This is a genomic window from Rhizobacter sp. P5_C2 (assembly GCF_054049715.1).
On record NZ_JBFULV010000133.1, the window covers coordinates 1 to 14,779 of the forward strand.

The 14,779-nt window shown below is 68.3% G+C and carries 16 protein-coding genes and 1 pseudogene; 3 read left to right on the top strand and 14 right to left on the bottom strand.

The features are described 5' to 3' along the window. The first annotated feature begins 95 nt into the window (after window positions 1-95). Genes ACXJLU_RS29680 through ACXJLU_RS29690 form a run of 3 tightly spaced genes read left to right on the top strand, consistent with a single transcriptional unit; the run spans window position 96 to window position 3,404 of the window. Entirely contained in the window at window positions 96-563 is a 468-nt protein-coding gene (locus tag ACXJLU_RS29680) for a hypothetical protein (RefSeq protein WP_457337230.1), read from the top strand. A 1-nt stretch (window position 564) separates the two neighbouring features. Then, the gene (locus tag ACXJLU_RS29685; RefSeq protein WP_457337232.1) at window positions 565-1,635 is read left to right on the top strand and encodes a TadA family conjugal transfer-associated ATPase; all 1,071 of its coding nucleotides are present in this window, start codon (window positions 565-567) and stop codon (window positions 1,633-1,635) included. After that, window positions 1,632-3,404, top strand: coding sequence for a type IV secretory system conjugative DNA transfer family protein (locus ACXJLU_RS29690; protein WP_457337234.1), 1,773 nt, complete (start codon window positions 1,632-1,634; stop codon window positions 3,402-3,404). Before ACXJLU_RS29685 ends, ACXJLU_RS29690 begins: the two co-directional genes overlap by 4 nt. Before the next feature lie 18 nt (window positions 3,405-3,422). On the opposite strand, the gene ACXJLU_RS29695 is transcribed toward ACXJLU_RS29690, so the two are convergent. The 14 genes and pseudogenes from ACXJLU_RS29695 to ACXJLU_RS29760 form a co-directional block, all read right to left on the bottom strand. Next, window positions 3,423-4,175 (bottom strand): alpha/beta hydrolase, encoded by a 753-nt coding sequence (locus ACXJLU_RS29695; protein WP_457337236.1) that lies wholly within the window; start codon window positions 4,173-4,175, stop codon window positions 3,423-3,425. A gap of 2 nt (window positions 4,176-4,177) precedes the next feature. Then, window positions 4,178-4,714 carry a class IV adenylate cyclase gene (locus tag ACXJLU_RS29700; protein WP_457337238.1) on the bottom strand — a complete coding sequence of 179 codons (537 nt, stop codon included), beginning with the start codon at window positions 4,712-4,714 and terminating at the stop codon, window positions 4,178-4,180. Continuing rightward, window positions 4,714-5,199 carry a GNAT family N-acetyltransferase gene (locus ACXJLU_RS29705; RefSeq protein WP_457337240.1) on the bottom strand — a complete coding sequence of 162 codons (486 nt, stop codon included), beginning with the start codon at window positions 5,197-5,199 and terminating at the stop codon, window positions 4,714-4,716. Before ACXJLU_RS29705 ends, ACXJLU_RS29700 begins: the two co-directional genes overlap by 1 nt. Continuing rightward, entirely contained in the window at window positions 5,196-5,585 is a 390-nt protein-coding gene (locus ACXJLU_RS29710) for a VOC family protein (RefSeq protein WP_457337242.1), read from the bottom strand. Before ACXJLU_RS29710 ends, ACXJLU_RS29705 begins: the two co-directional genes overlap by 4 nt. 80 nt (window positions 5,586-5,665) lie before the next feature. Then, on the bottom strand, window positions 5,666-6,145 hold the full coding sequence (locus ACXJLU_RS29715; RefSeq protein ID WP_457337244.1) for a zinc finger domain-containing protein: 480 nt from the start codon (window positions 6,143-6,145) through the stop codon (window positions 5,666-5,668). 117 nt (window positions 6,146-6,262) lie between these two features. Next, window positions 6,263-7,084: a DUF4124 domain-containing protein gene (locus tag ACXJLU_RS29720; protein WP_457337246.1), complete on the bottom strand. Its 822-nt coding sequence runs from the start codon at window positions 7,082-7,084 to the stop codon at window positions 6,263-6,265. 51 nt (window positions 7,085-7,135) lie between these two features. Next, window positions 7,136-7,567, bottom strand: a complete 432-nt coding sequence (locus ACXJLU_RS29725) for a DUF3052 domain-containing protein (RefSeq protein ID WP_457337248.1) — start codon at window positions 7,565-7,567, stop codon at window positions 7,136-7,138. 48 nt (window positions 7,568-7,615) lie between these two features. Further along, the gene (locus ACXJLU_RS29730; RefSeq protein WP_457337250.1) at window positions 7,616-9,184 is read right to left on the bottom strand and encodes a methyl-accepting chemotaxis protein; all 1,569 of its coding nucleotides are present in this window, start codon (window positions 9,182-9,184) and stop codon (window positions 7,616-7,618) included. Window positions 9,185-9,300: 116 nt separating this feature from the next. Continuing rightward, complete coding sequence (gene gudD / locus ACXJLU_RS29735; RefSeq protein WP_457337252.1) at window positions 9,301-10,635, bottom strand: glucarate dehydratase; 1,335 nt, start codon at window positions 10,633-10,635, stop codon at window positions 9,301-9,303. 89 nt (window positions 10,636-10,724) lie between these two features. After that, a pseudogene (locus ACXJLU_RS29740) lies at window positions 10,725-11,318 on the bottom strand (Bug family tripartite tricarboxylate transporter substrate binding protein); the annotation flags it as partial. A 221-nt stretch (window positions 11,319-11,539) separates the two neighbouring features. Beyond that, window positions 11,540-12,631 carry a sulfotransferase family protein gene (locus ACXJLU_RS29745; RefSeq protein ID WP_457337254.1) on the bottom strand — a complete coding sequence of 364 codons (1,092 nt, stop codon included), beginning with the start codon at window positions 12,629-12,631 and terminating at the stop codon, window positions 11,540-11,542. Further along, window positions 12,628-13,641 carry a hypothetical protein gene (locus ACXJLU_RS29750; protein WP_457337256.1) on the bottom strand — a complete coding sequence of 338 codons (1,014 nt, stop codon included), beginning with the start codon at window positions 13,639-13,641 and terminating at the stop codon, window positions 12,628-12,630. The genes ACXJLU_RS29745 and ACXJLU_RS29750 overlap by 4 nt, the downstream gene beginning before the upstream one ends. Next, window positions 13,638-14,318 carry an adenylyl-sulfate kinase gene (cysC, locus tag ACXJLU_RS29755; RefSeq protein WP_457337258.1) on the bottom strand — a complete coding sequence of 227 codons (681 nt, stop codon included), beginning with the start codon at window positions 14,316-14,318 and terminating at the stop codon, window positions 13,638-13,640. Before cysC ends, ACXJLU_RS29750 begins: the two co-directional genes overlap by 4 nt. A 16-nt stretch (window positions 14,319-14,334) precedes the next feature. Further along, window positions 14,335-14,779 (bottom strand): elongation factor 1-alpha C-terminal domain-related protein (locus tag ACXJLU_RS29760; RefSeq protein WP_457337260.1); only part of this gene is annotated, 445 nt, incomplete at its 5' end.

Sequence of the window (14,779 nt, forward strand, 5' to 3'; positions counted from 1 at the left end):
CGGCACACGCGGCGCTGGCCGTTGCAGCGCACGTTCATTCCGCTGGCCGTGCTGGTGGTGGTGCTGCAAGGCGTGGCGACCTGGAGGTCTCCGTCATGAAGGCCGCACTGCTTTCATCGTGCCTGCTCGCCGCGTCGCTGTCGCTCCCGGCCCACGCCGCGCTGTACCGCTGTCCGTCGCAGCAGGAGCCCGGCCGCAGCATCGTCACCAACCTGGTCGGCGATGCCGAGGCGCGCCAGCGCGACTGCACGCCGCTCGCGACGCGCTCCTCCGCGCTCGATGCGCCGGTGAAGCCACTGCAGCCCACTGCCGCGCCGCGCACGCAGACGGTCCCCGCCGACCGCCGCATCCCGGTGGCGCTGCAGCGCGAGCGCGACACCGACCGCCGCGCGATCATCGATGCCGAGCTGCGCACCGAGCAGCAGTTGCTGGCCCGCGCCCGCGAGATCGTCAAGGCGGCCCCCGCCGGCGATGCCGAGGCCCAGACCCAGGCGCGCCAGGCCGCCGCCCGCCATGCCGACAACGTCGACGCGCTGCAGCGAGAGCTGTCGCGCCTGCGCTGACATGTCCGCCAACGACCCGCAAAGCCCGCAGGCCCAGAGCGCCGTCAAGCTCCAGTGGGAGCTGGTGCGGCACTACCTGAGCCCGATCGAGCCGTACTTCCGGCTCGAGGGCGTGACCGGCATCTTCGTGAACCGCTTCGACAGCGTCTACATCATGCGGCACGGCGAGTTCGAGCCGGTCGACGCGCGCTGGAGCAACGAGTTCCACTTCGTCACCGCGATCGAGCAGATCGCCAACGCGCTCGGCCAGGAGGTGCACCCGACCGAGCGCCCGCTGCTCGACGCGCGGCTCGACGACGGCTCGCGCATCAACGCGGTGCTCGCCCCGACCGGCGTGACCGGCAGCAACATGACGGTGCGGCTGTTCCCGAAGCTGCGCTTCACCGCCGAGGCGCTGCTGGCCAGCGGCTCGTTCAACCGCGAGATGTTCCGCTACCTGCGGCTCGCGATGCTGAACCGCTTCAACGTGCTGGTCTCGGGCGGCACCGGCAGCGGCAAGACGACGCTGCTGAACGCGGTGTCGAACTTCATCCCGCCGGAGGACCGCATCATCAGCATCGAGGACACCGCCGAGCTGCAGATCGACAGCCGGCACTGGGTGGCGCTCGAAGCGCCGCACCGCTTCGCGAAGGACGTGGAGCCGCTGACGATGAGCCGGCTGGTGAAGAACGCGCTGCGCATGGAGCCGCAGCGGCTGATCGTCGGCGAGGTGCGCGACGGCGCGGCCGCCGAGGCGCTGCTGACGGCGGCCAACACCGGCCACTCCGGCATCCTGTCGACCATCCATGCCAACAGCGCGCTCGACACCATCGACCGCCTGACCAACCTGGCGGCGGCCGGTTTCTCGGCCATTCCGTACGAACACGTGCAGCGCCAGGTGCGCAACAACCTCGACGTGATCATCCACGCGCAGAAGACACCGCACCACGGCCGGCGCATCGTCGAGGTGGCCGAACTGGACGAAGGCGAGTTCCACCTGCTGTGGCGCTGGAACCACCTCGAAGGCCGGCACGAGCAGGTCAAGACCCCGTCGATGCGCCGCATGCTCTACACCCGGGACGACGACGCATGAACGGATTGCAGGATGCCTTGAACGGCACGGTCTCGCAGGCGGTGATCGCGGCGATGCGCTGGTCCACGCCGTGGTGGTGGGTGTGCACGGCGCTGGCGCTGACGACGCTCGCGCTGATCAACGTGCTGCCGTGGCGCGTGCCGCCGGCCAAGGAGGCGGAGTACGGCATCTGGGAGGTGCTGAAGATCGCGCTGCGCCGCGTGGCGGTGTATGCGCTGGTCGCGCTGGTGCTGATCTTCTGGCCGGGCATGTACTTCGCCACGGTGGCCGCGCTCGGCAACGCGCCGGGCCAGGGCCACGTCTGGTTCGTCGATTACGTGTCGCGCCAGGCCTGGCGCTGGGGCTGGCTGCTGCCGGCCGGCATGCTGCTCGGCTGGACCGCGCGCGTGGCCTCGGCGCGCTACCTGACGCCGCAGATGTCGCGCCTGGTGCAGCGGCTGGTGGTGCGGCAGGAGGACCACAAGCAGAGCGACATCCGCAACGAGGTGGGCCGGCTGAAGGCGCGCGATTTCGACCCGCGCCGGCACCGCCGCGACGGCCAGGTCTTCATCGGGCTCGACAACGGCGGCAAGCCGATGTTCCTGTCGGGCGAGACCTTCCGCGCGACGCACATGCAGATCGTCGGCCCGACGCGCTTCGGCAAGGGCGTGGTGCTGGGCGTGATGCTGGAGCAGGCGATCGAGCAAGGCCATTCGGTGGTCTACATCGACCCGAAGGCCGATGCCTTCATCCCGTACATCATGGCCGAGGCCTGCGAGCGCGCCGGCCAGCGCTTCATCTACATCGACCTGGGCAACGAGGACACGCGCTGGGCGCCGTTCGAGGGCGGCGCGCCGCGCGACCGGCGCTCGCGCCTGTGCGCCTGCTTCGGGCTCAACAACACCGGCGACGGTTCCGACTTCTACAAGTCGCGCGAGCGGGCCATCCTCGACACCATCATGCCGCGCTCGGGCACCAGCATCGCCGGGTTGCGCGCGGCGCTGGAGCAGCGCGGCGAGGACGGCAAGCCGCTGAAGGAGAGCGCGAGCCGGCTCTACGACAACCTGGTGGAGTTCGGCATGCTGCCGTCGCTGAACCCGAAGAAGGGCGGCGGCAACAAGATCGGCGAGGCGCTGAAGGCGGGTGCGACGATCTACGTGCGCGGCTCGCTGGACGACCCGACGATCCGCCGCGCGACGCAGGCCTTCGTGACCGAGGTGATCCAGGAGGCGCGGCGCCTCGCGCCCGAGCGCACGCGCCAGCTGACGCTGGCGATCGACGAGCTGAAGTTCATGATCTCGCAGGAGGTGAGCGATGCGCTCGCGACGATCGCCGGCTTCAAGGTGAACATGGTGCTGCTGCACCAGTCGATCCACGACCTGCGCAGCCCGGAGGACCGCACGCTGAACGTGCAGGCGATCGAATCGGGCGTGCTGGTGAACTGCCAGGTGAAGCTGCTGTACCGCGCGAGCGACCCGGAGACGGCCGAATGGGCGAGCCTGCTGTCGGGCACGAAGATCGTGCGGGTGACCAAATCGGCCAGCGTCGAATACAACCGCTTCGGCGGTGAGGCCTACACGCCGAAGCGGATGCTGTCGGACCTGGAGGTGCCGGTGATCTCGCCGAACGAGATGCTGAGCCTGTCGCCGCGCGTGGGCGTGCTGTACGCCCCCGAGCGGCTGGCCGAGGTGGTCTACACCTGCTTCGTGAAGGCCGACACCTCGCGCGTGCTGTACCGCAAGCCGGTGGCGAAGGCGGCCGAGGAGAACGCGACCGACGCGGCGGCGTGAGGCGAACGAAGACCGACGCTAGAGGCCGGTGCGCAGCGCGCGGCCGTAGGCCGGCAGGCGGGAGAGGTCGTTGTGGCCCGCGTCGGGGATGACGATCAGCGTCGCGATGCCCGGTGCGAAGGCGGCCAGCAGGCGCTCGGTGCTGGCGCGAGGGATCACCTCGTCATGCGCGGCGGCGACCAGTGTGGTCGGCACCGTGACGGCCGGCGCATGGCGCACGGATTCGTAGGTGTCCTGCAGCAGCCAGCGCACCGGGAACCAGCGGAATTGCGCAGCGGCCAGTCCGAGGATGCTGTCATAGGGCGTCACCAGCACGAGGCGCGACACCGGGCGCTCGCGTGCGACGCGGATCGCGATGCCCGAGCCGAGGCTGCGGCCGATCACCGCCACGCGGGCATGCGAGCGACTGACGAGGTCGTAGAGGGCCAGTGCGTCGCCCTGCAGAGCGGCTTCAGTGGGCGAGCCGCCACTGCCGCCGTAGCCGCGGTAGTGCATCGCGTAGATCGCGTGGTCGGGGAAGGTGCGCGCCAATTCGGGCAGGGTCTGCGAGACATCCTCGCCATTGCCGCCGAAGTAGACCAGCGCCTGCGGCCCTTCATGCGGCTGCACCGATGCGCGCACGTCCACGTCGATGACCGGCAGCCTGATCTCGTCGGCCGGTGGTCCGTTGCGCGGCTGGGGAAAGTACAGCAGCGAGCGCTGGAAGGCATAGAGCACCCCACACAGGGCGAGGTAGCCCACCACGACCAGCGCTGCCAAGGCGCCCAGCATTTTCAAGATCGGCGCGCCGTGTCGGTGCCGAGCTCGTCCAGTAGGTCGACATAGGCCCGCTCGACGAGCTGCCCCGCCGCCACCTGCAGCTGCGCCATCAGCTCGTGTGCCTCGGCCACGCCGGCCTCCACCGCCTCGCCGTCATGCAGCACGACCTCCAGCTCCAGGAAATCGCCCAGCCCCTCGACGCGGTCGAGGTGCACTCGCGTGCGGCCCACCCGGTACAGCGTGCGCTGCTTGCGCACCCGGCCCGCCTGGCCGTGGGCCAGCGCCAGCAGTTCGCGCAGCGCCACCGGGTCGGCGGTCGACGAGCGGACGTAGAACGATTCCTTCGGCCCGGCCTGGTCGGCGCGGCGGTAGAAGATCAGCTCGCCTTCGGTGTCGGAGAACGCGCGCAGCTTCAGCCGGCCGTTGTCGCAGCGGAAGAAGGTGTCGTCCTGCGCGATCAGCTCCGGGCCGTGCTGCGCGAGCGCGGCGACGTGCGCTTCGACGTGTTCGATGCCCTCGATCCGGGCCTTGATCTCGATGTTGCGTGCCATCAGCCGGTCAACGCCTTCTGCATGTTGAGGCCGGTCACGCCGTAGCCCAATGATTCGTACAGCGCCCGCGCGCCGGCATTGTGGGCGTGCACGTGCAGGCCGATGCTGGTGGCACCGAGCGCCGCGGCGAACGGCTCCAGCGCGGCGAAGGCCCGCCGCGCATGGCCCTGGCGGCGGTGCGCCGGCAGCACCTTGATGTCGAAGACGTAGGCGCCGATGCCGGCGGGATGGCGTTGCAAGGCGATCCACAGTGAGCCGACCGCCTGGGCGCCGTCGGCCGACCAGATCTCGCAGATGTGCTGGTCGGGCGTTGCGAGCCCCTGGGGCAGCAGCCGCTCGAACTCGGCCCGCGAGCGCTCGATCGCGCCCTCTTGAGGCCAGCGGCCCGACGCGACGTTCAATTCGGCATAGCCGTGCACGCTGGCCTCGACCCACGCGGCGTAGCACGCCAGCCGCATCGGCACGAGCACGGGAAGCATCGTCATGCGGCCACCTCGCCTTCAGGCCCGGCCAGCACGACGACGTAGCCGTCGGGATCGCGCAGCCAGATCTCGCGCTGGCCGACGTTCGGATTGACCTCGGGGCCTTCGAGCACCTGGGCGGCCTGCTGGCGCACGCGCAGCACGGCGGCGTCGAAATCATCGGTGCGGAACCACAGCAGCATGCCGTTGCCGCGCACCGCGGTGTCGGGCCGGCCGAGGTGCGGATGATGGCGGGTGTCCCACGGCCGCAGCCGCATCACGACGCGCTCGCCGCTCAGCAGTTTTTCGTCGTCGACGGCAGCGGCACTGCTGCTCAGCCCCAGCACCGATTGGTACCAGTGGCGGCTCGATTCGAGATCGCGCACCGCGATCAGGGGCTCAGGAGACATGGGAACGAAGGGCTGGCCTCGATCGGGCCACTATGTCACAGCCGTTCCGCCGGGGTCATGCGGATTTCGCAAGCCGCACGTCAAAAGTAGTGCAACGCCGCCCAGCCGAGCACCGCCGGCGCCGCCACCAGCAAGGCGACGAGGCCCAGGCAACCTCCCTTTGCATGGGGCGTCGGCGAGCCTGGCGCAGGGGGCTGCACGCGCTTGGCGGCTTCGGCCAGCTGCGTCTGCTTGGCCTGCTGAGCGTCGCGGCGGGCCAGCATCTCGCCGGGCCCGTGGGTGYGGTTCTGGATCACCGATTGCGAGCCGCGCCAGCGCGTGTGGCAGGCGCTGCAGAAGAATTGCCGCGCGCCTTGCTCGTAGGCGAGCAGCGTGCGGCGCGAATGCGTGAACTGCTTGGTGCAGTTGGCGCAGGTGAAGCGCAGGTTGGCCGGGCCGCGCGCACGGCCGCTGCCGCCGCGGGTGCGGGTTTGGCGGCGGCGGGCTCGCACGAACCAGAGGCCGGCGGCAAAGGCGACTGCGGCGACCACCGCCGCGAACAGTTCGGGACTGAATTCCATGACGAACGCGATGCTAGCGGCTTGCGGGGCCGCGTGCCGCCCCCGCGGGTTCGCACCGGTAAGGGGCGTGTCGAAATGCCTGTGGATGTGGGGCGCAGGCGTCAGCAGGAAGGGCGTTCACCGGACCGGATTCCGGATCTCGGACATCGACGCCTTCCAGGTGCCCCACGCCGAGACATCCACGTAGCTGAAGCTGCAGGCCACGGGCGTGTCGGCATCCATGATCCCGATGCCGGTGTAGCGGTTCGGGTGGCATTGCACCGCCTTGTCGCGCCACTCGGTGCAGGCGGCCGGCATCTGCAGCATCAGCGGCGTCTTGCCGCGCCACAGCAGATGCACGTAGCCGTTCGGCACCTCGCTCCCGTCGACCCGCAACAGCTGGTAGTCGCCATCGATCAGGGCGGCCGGTGAATCAACCCACCGGGCGCGCCGGCGCTGCTCGTCGTCGAGCACGTCGATGTTCCGGTGGGCCACGATGTCGCCCAGGACCTCCTCGCACCAGGACGCGGGCCTGCCCTTCTTGTCGACCCCGAGGATGACGGGCCGCCGTGCCCGCAGGTCCAGGAAGGACACCAACGCCCGGCGCATCGCGTCGAAACGCGGTGCGGCGGTTGCACGCTCCTGCGCCTTCGCGACCACGGGCGTGGGTGCAGGTGCAGGTGCAGGTGCAGGTGCAGGTGCAGGTGCAGGTGCAGGTGCGACCACAGGGGCAGCGGCAGGAGCTGACACGGTTGCCGGCGCGCGTTGTGCCGGCTCCGTCGAACGCGGCGAGGGCACCGTTTCCCGCCGCTGCGCCGGGACGGCCGTCGGGCAGCGGGCCGGCGAATCGACGAATGTCTTCACGCCATTGACGTCGCAACGATAGATCTCCGCGGCAAGGGCTGCCGAAGACATTCCGCACAGCAGCACCAGCCATGCGACGCACGCGATGGATCTCATGTGATGTCCTCCCTGACTCCGGCGCGCAGCTTACACCGGGCATCGGCCTACTCAACGGTCGCGCAACTCCTTGCGCACGACCAGCTTCAAGCCCGACCACACCGCATCGACGGCGCAGACCTTGATGTCGACGAAACCGAGCGGAAGCGCGAGCTCGCGGATCGTGTCTTCGGTGATGTCGGTCGGCACCTTTGATGCCTTCTTCGGCCACGAGATCCAGAGCGCCGCGTCGGGCTTCAGTGTCTTGCGCAGTGATTGCAGGTGCACGGACAACCCGTCACGCACAGTGACAAACACATGCGCGATGTCGGTCGTTTCCGTTGCCCGGCTCGTGAACTCGACACCGGACGGCACCGGCGCCAGCAGCATGCGGTAGCCGGGGGGCTCACCGAGGATCGCGATCGTGCAGCCGTCTTTCAAGCCGAGCTTCTTGGAGAGCGGCGTGCCGGAATAGCCTGCGGTCACGAGTTTGCCGGATGGCATGGGCCCAACGCTATCAAACGTTGACGGCCCCGCCAAGCCCGCGGGGACTCACGCCGTGGTCATGCCCCGATCCGCCAACCGGAACGTCCCGATGATCCCGCTCAGCCGCAGCGCCTGGTCCTTCAGGCTCTCGGCCGCGGCGGCCGATTCCTCGACCAGCGCGGCATTCTGCTGCGTCATCTGGTCGAGCTGGTTCACCGCGACGTTGACCTGGCCGATGCCCTGGCTCTGCTCGTTCGACGCCGCGCTGATCTCGCTGATCATGTCGGTCACACGCCTCACGCTGACGACGATCTCGCTCATCGTCGAGCCTGCGTCCTGCACCAGCCGGCTGCCGGCCTCGACCCGGTCGACGCTCTGGCCGATCAGGCCCTTGATCTCGCGGGCTGCGTCGGCGCTGCGCTGCGCGAGGCTGCGCACCTCGCTCGCCACCACCGCGAAGCCGCGGCCTTGCTCGCCGGCCCGCGCCGCTTCGACCGCGGCGTTCAGCGCCAGGATGTTGGTCTGAAACGCGATGCCGTCGATCACGCCGATGATGTCGGCGATCTTCTTCGAGCTGGTGTTGATCTCGTCCATCGTCGAGACGACCTGCGACACCACCTCGCCGCCGCGCTGCGCGACCTGGGCCGCCGACGACGCGAGCTGCGACGCCTGCGAGGCCGAGTCGGCACTCTGGCGCACGGTGGCGGTGAGCTGCTCCATCGACGCGGCCGATTGCTGCAGGCTGCTGGCAGTCTGCTCGGTGCGCGAGCTCAGGTCCTGGTTGCCGGTCGCGATCTGCGTGCTGGCCGTCGAGATGCCGTCGGCCACGCCGCGCACCTCGTTCAGCGTGCGCGTCAGCGCGCCGCGCATCGCGTCGATCGAGCGCAGCAGGCGGCCGGTCTCGTCGCCGGCATAGGCGCGCTGCGGCGCGGCGCTCAGGTCCATCTTCGCGATCGCATCGGCCATCGCCTCGGCCYGGCGCAGCGGCACGGTGATGCTGCGCGCCAGGGCCACGGCCAGCGTCACGCCCACCAGCAGCGACAGCGCCGCACTCACCATCAGCAACGTGTTCGCACCGGCGCGGCGCGCTTCGGCAGCGCGGCCGTTGGCATCGAGCTGCGCGCGTTGCGCATTGCACAGTTCCTGCACGGCGGCGATGTACTCGCGCGACTTGGGCTCGAACCTCTCGTTGAACGATCGGCTGGCACCGTCGGCATCGCCGGCCAGCTTCAGCTTGCTGACCTCTTCGCGCGCCGCGAGGTAGCCCTTGCGCAGCTCGCTGACCTTCTCGTACTGGCGACGCTCGTCGGGCATGTTCATCTGCGGCTCGATCTGCTTCTGCAGCTCGGTGGTCAGCTTGATCGACTCGGCGGTGGCACCGGCAAAGTACTCGATCAGGCTCGGGTCGCTGCTCTTGGCGATGGCGGCGGCGCGCTGCACGCCCGAGGTGGTGAAGCGCAGCCAGTCGGACAGCGCGCGCTCGGTCTTCACGTTGTCGGAGATCATCACGTCGATCTCGGCGCTGGTGCGGTTCAGCGTGTACACCGCATACAGGCTGCTCGCGACCGACAGCCCGAGGATCAGGCCGAGGACGACGGTGAGGCGCTTGCCGATGGAAAGGTTGTCGAGGAGCATGGTGCGTCGGATAGGGGAGACGCCGGCTTATCGACCACTGGTCAGGCCACTTGAGCGGGACCCGCCGCTGCACCCGCCTCGGGCCGCCTTGTTCGTGACAAGTTCAACGATCGACGTCAGCGGTCCAAAGCGGGCCGCTTCGGATCGAAGGTCCAGCCGGGCATCAGGTACTGCATCGCGACCGCGTCGTCGCGCGAGCCCAGGCCGTGCTGGCGGTACAGCTGGTGGGCCTTGTCGACCTCGCCCATGTCGAGCTCGACGCCCAGGCCGGGCTTCTTCGGCACCTGCACATGGCCGCCCTCGATGCGCAGCGGCTCCTTCGTCAGGCGCTGGCCGTCCTGCCAGATCCAGTGGGTGTCGATCGCAGTGACCTTGCCGGGGGCGGCCGCGCCGACCTGCGTGAACATCGCGAGCGAGACATCGAAGTGGTTGTTCGAATGCGAGCCCCAGGTGAGGCCCCAGTCGCGGCAGGTCTGCGCGACGCGCACCGAGCCGGCCATCGTCCAGAAGTGCGGGTCGGCCAGCGGGATGTCGACCGACTGCAGCGCGAGCGCATGGCTGAGCTGGCGCCAGTCGGTGGCGATCATGTTGGTGGCGGTCGGCAGGCCGGTGGCGCGGCGGAACTCGGCCATCACCTCGCGGCCCGAGAAGCCGCCCTCGGCGCCACACGGGTCCTCGGCATAGGCGACGACGCCGCGCATGTCGCGCATCAGCCGGATCGCATCCTTCAGCAGCCAGCCGCCGTTCGGGTCGAGCGTGATGCGGGCAGTCGGAAAGCGCTCGTGCAGCGCGCGGATCACCTCGACCTCTTCATCGCCGCGCAGCACGCCGCCCTTCAGCTTGAAATCGTTGAAGCCGTAGCGCGCCTGCGCGGCCTCGGCCAGGCGCACGATCGCATCGGCGTCCAGCGCCTTCTCGTGGCGCAGCCGCAACCAGTCGTCGGCGGCCGCGGGCTCGCTCGCACCACTGGCATACGGCAGGTCGGTGCGTGTGCGGTCGCCGACGAAGAACAGGTAGCCGAGCATCTCGACCGCATCGCGCTGCTGGCCTTCGCCGAGCAGCGCCGCCACCGGCACGCCCAGGTGCTGGCCGAGCAGGTCGAGAAAGGCCGACTCGATCGCGGTGACCGCATGGATGGTGGTGCGCAGGTCGAAGGTCTGCAGCCCGCGGCCGCCGCTGTCGCGGTCGGCGAAGCCCTGCTGCACGCGCTGCAGCACCTGCTGGTGGTTGCCGATCGGCTGGCCGACGACGAGCGGCGCGGCGTCTTCGAGCGTCTGGCGGATCTTCTCGCCGCCGGGCACCTCGCCGACGCCGGTGCGGCCGGCGCTGTCGGTCAGGATCAGCAGGTTGCGGGTGAAGAACGGGCCGTGCGCGCCGCTCAGGTTCAGCAGCATGTCGTCGCGCCCGGCGACGGGGATCGCGCGCAGCGCGGTGATGATGGGTGTTTGCATGATGAAAAGGGAATGTCGGTGGGCCACAGACTCCGTTCGCCCTGAGCCTGTCGAAGGGTCCGGCTGAGCCTGTCGAAGCCGGCGAATACTCAATCTGCGGTGATCTTGCCCGTCTCGATGACGGTCTTCCAGCGCGCGAACTCCTTGTGCTGGAACGCGTTGAACTGCGCCGGCGTGTTGCCGACGATCTCCATGCCGACCGAAACGAACTGCTGCTTCACCTGCGGGTCGTTCAGCGCCGCGACGATCGCCGCATGCGCCTTCGCGCGCACGTCGGCCGGCAGGCCCTTCGGCGCGGCGATGCCTTGCCACGAGTAGACGGCGAGGTTCTTGACGCCGGCTTCATCGAAGGTCGGCACCTCGGGCAGCACGGCCGAGCGCTTGTCGCCGGTCACCGCCAGCGCGCACAGCTTGCCGGCCTTGATGTGCTGCAGCACCGCGTTGACGTTCTGGAACGACGCTTCGACCTGCGCGCCCAGCAGGTCGGAGATCGCCGGTGCGCCGCCCTTGTACGGAATGTGCGAACCGCTGGTGCCGGTGAGCTGCCAGAACAGCTCGGCCGTCAGGTGGTCGCTGGAGCCGTTGCCCGACGACGCGAACGTCATCTGGCCGGGGTTGGCCTTCTCGAACGCGATCACGTCGGCCACGCTCTTGTGCGGCGACGCGGCCGGCACCACCAGCAGCGTGACGGGCTTGTCGGGCCAAGCCTCGGCGTGCGCGGTCGCCGTCGACGCAACGCCGAGGGCCAAGGCGATGGGCAGAGCGGTCAGCAAGCGCATGTCGGTCTCCGGAGGTTGTGCGAGGTCGGCGCTTCTCGCGTTTCCCTGTCAATTGTTAACGTTAACAATACACCTCGAACCACGCTCTCGCAGCGAGGGTTTACCCCACTGCGGCGGCCACGACTTCATGTTGGTGTGGTCGCGACATGAAGCCGAGATTGGTGTGCGTGGTTCAGGCGTTCGCGTACGGAGGCCAGGTGGTCCGCCCTGACCCGTCGCAGAACGAAGTCGCGGTAGTTGGCGTTGCTGAGTTGGCTCCATGCCTGCGCCCGACCCAGGGCGGATCGCTGCGCGCGAGAGGCGAGAACCACGTCGTCTGGAATTGGCGCGTTCGCATCGGTCATGAATTCATAGCCGTAGGAGCGCATGTGCTCTCTCGCCACCGTCTCGATGATCTCGATTTCGTCGACGCTCAGCTGGCTCTTGAACTTGTCCCTGTTGGCCGGGATGGGACCGAAGCAGTTGGATGACCACAGATCCGACAACTTCGACATCTGCCGTGCTTCAGTGGAAGCCGCCACATCGAGCATTTGCGGAAGGAAGTCCAGGCCGATGAAGTCGCAGATGCCGCGCAGGACAAGCTCCTGGTCAGCGAGGAAATCCTCGTATCGGATCGTGAGTACGCGGGCCGGATGGGCACGGACGAGACGCTGGGCCGCAGCATGCGCGGCGACCCAGGTCATCGCATTGAGCGTGCTGTCGAAGTCATGGATGATCGCGCGGTTCATCGAGGCCACCTGGGCGCGCGGGTCCCTCACCACGTTCAGGAACAGCATGTCTGGAAACAGCTCCATCATCTCGGCGGCGTAGTGGATGCTGTCGAGCGATTTGTCCATCACGACGCGGGCATGGTGCTGCTCGCCGCTGCGCAAGAGCAGCTCCCACACCACGCGATGCACGCTGCGCTTCTCGTCCTTGACGGCATCGAAGATCTCACCCGGGTCGAACGCCACGTCGGGCCACTTCACCATGCTGGCGGCCTGCAGGCCGACGACATCCACGACGAGCTGGAAGTAGTTGCGGTCCTCGGCCAGATCGCCATAGAGGGGCACCAGCGGCATGAAATCGACGATGTGCAGCGGGTAAGGCGAGTAGAAACCTTCACTGAAATTCAGCCTGAGTCTCAGCGCGTGGCTTCCGCATCGACGCAACGGCACCATCAGAAGCGGGCGGGGGCGACCCGCATGGGACGTGGAGATGGAGGGCTGACGGGTCATGATGGTTTCCCTGTGATGTGGTTTGAAAAGTCGGCGATGAACTGCTCCAGTTCAATCACCGGCAGACGATCGATGCCGGCGGCTGCATGCCGCCCACCGCCGCCTGGATAGAGACAGCACAACGCTTGCGCCGACTTGCGCTGAGCAGGACAGCGGACGCTGACCAGGAAGTGACCGTCCGAACGGGGCGTGAGTACCGCGAATGATCGATGGGGCTCTTCGCAGGAGAGGCGGTTCGCCAGCGTTCCGGAAAGCCGCCTGGCCCATGCCGTGCCCGGCAGCAGATAGACGTCGCCATCGATGCTTCGCCAATAGGGCGCGAGCGCCTCGAGGTGATGCTGGTCGTCGGCGCGGCCGGCGGCCAGGTGACGATATTCGTCGGCGTCGGCGATGAAGCCGAACGGGCTCTCGAAGTTGTGCACCACTCGATAGAGGTCGATCGGCGAGAAGTGCAGGTCTTCCACGGCCTCGCCGTAGGCGTTGTAGTTGAGAAGCTGCCCCAGCTGCTCCAGGCTCGCCGTCTGGTTCAGGGTGAGCCCGCGCTGCGCGCAAAGACTGCGCGCGACCTCGAGCAAGTTGTCGCCGAAGGCGCCCACGATGGCCCACTCGTGAAAGCGGCCGGCCAGGGTGCGATCCACCAGCAAGGAGGTGCAGACCACGGCGGAAGGGTCGATGTGGCTTTCGAGCCGCGGGTGGTGGAACAGGCTGCGTGCCGAATGGTGATCGAAGTAGCGTACGCGCCCACCGGCCTGCAGTGCGCGACGCACGCCGGCTTCGTTCCTGTCGAACGAGACGTCCAGCACGGTGATGTCGCTGGGAGGGTCCGTGTCGCCCAGCTGCCCAAACAAGTCGATGTCGCGCTTGACGCCACTGACGAGGCGCCCTGCGCGCGGCTCGGCCATGCGCAATTGGTGCAGGCTGCAGATGCCGTCGGCGTCGCCATTGAACAGGTCCACCACCGGCAGCATGCCCGTGCGGTCCGCCAACGCGAACGATGGGATCGATGTCATGACACGAGGGAGCCGCGACTGACGAGAAAGTCCATCAGCTTCTGCGCCGATTGGTCGAGGCTGCACAGGTCCGTGTCGATGCGCAGCGCGGGAGACTGTGGGGTCTCGTAAGGTGCCGACACGCCGGTGAAATGGGGGATGGCTCCCGTTCGAGCCTTTTCGTAGAGTCCTTTCGGGTCCCGCGCTTCGCAGACGGCCAGCGCCGTGCTGACATGGACTTCAATGAACCTCGCTTCGCCGATGATGGATCGCGCTTGTTCCCTGTCTTCCTGCCGTGGCGAGATGAGCGCCGTGAACACGATCAGCCCCGCGTCGTTCATCAAGGCGGCAACTTCCGCGACACGCCGGATGTTCTCGCACCGATCTGAAGGCGAGAAGCCCAGATCGCTGCTGAGATGGTGGCGGATGTTGTCGCCATCCAGCACGAATCCCAGCTGCCCTTGGGCATGCAGCCGGCGCTCTACCGCATAGGCCAAGCTGGATTTGCCTGCGCCGCTGAGGCCTGTCAACCAGACCGTCACCGGTTGCTGGTGGAGCAGGGCGCGCCGCTCGGCCGCCGAGACCAGGCTGGGGTGCTTCACCACGTTGAGACAAGTCGCGCCCCGTGCCACGGGAGTGGCGCTGGTGTCGGCATTGCCGAGACGTGTCCGGACAAGGGAATGCGTGGAAGGAGTCATGGCGCGAGCAAGCCTCTCAGGACGGCGAACATTCATGGACCAGCAGCGCCCCGCTGGTGCGGTTGGTGGCCGGGTCGACGATGATCAGCGAGCCGCCGACGCGGTTCGACTGGTACGACTCCACCGGCAGCGCCTGCTGCGTCTCGACGATCACATGGCCGATCTCGTTGACGGCGAGCTGGTTCGCGTCGATCGCCTCCAGCGTGTGGATGTCGAGCCGGCTCTCGATCGCGGTGATGCGTGCCTGCACCCAGCGGTTGCCGTGGCGCACCCAGTACTTGCGGCCGACGACGGCCGGCTCGGTGTCGAGCCACGCGAGCGTCGCGCTGAAGCGCTGCGTCTCGTGGATGGTCGACGGCGTCGAGAGCCAGTCGCCGCGCGAGACATCGAGCTGCCGGTCGAGCACGACACCCGCCGATTGGCCGGCCTCGACCACGTCGACCACGTCACCGGCCAGGCGC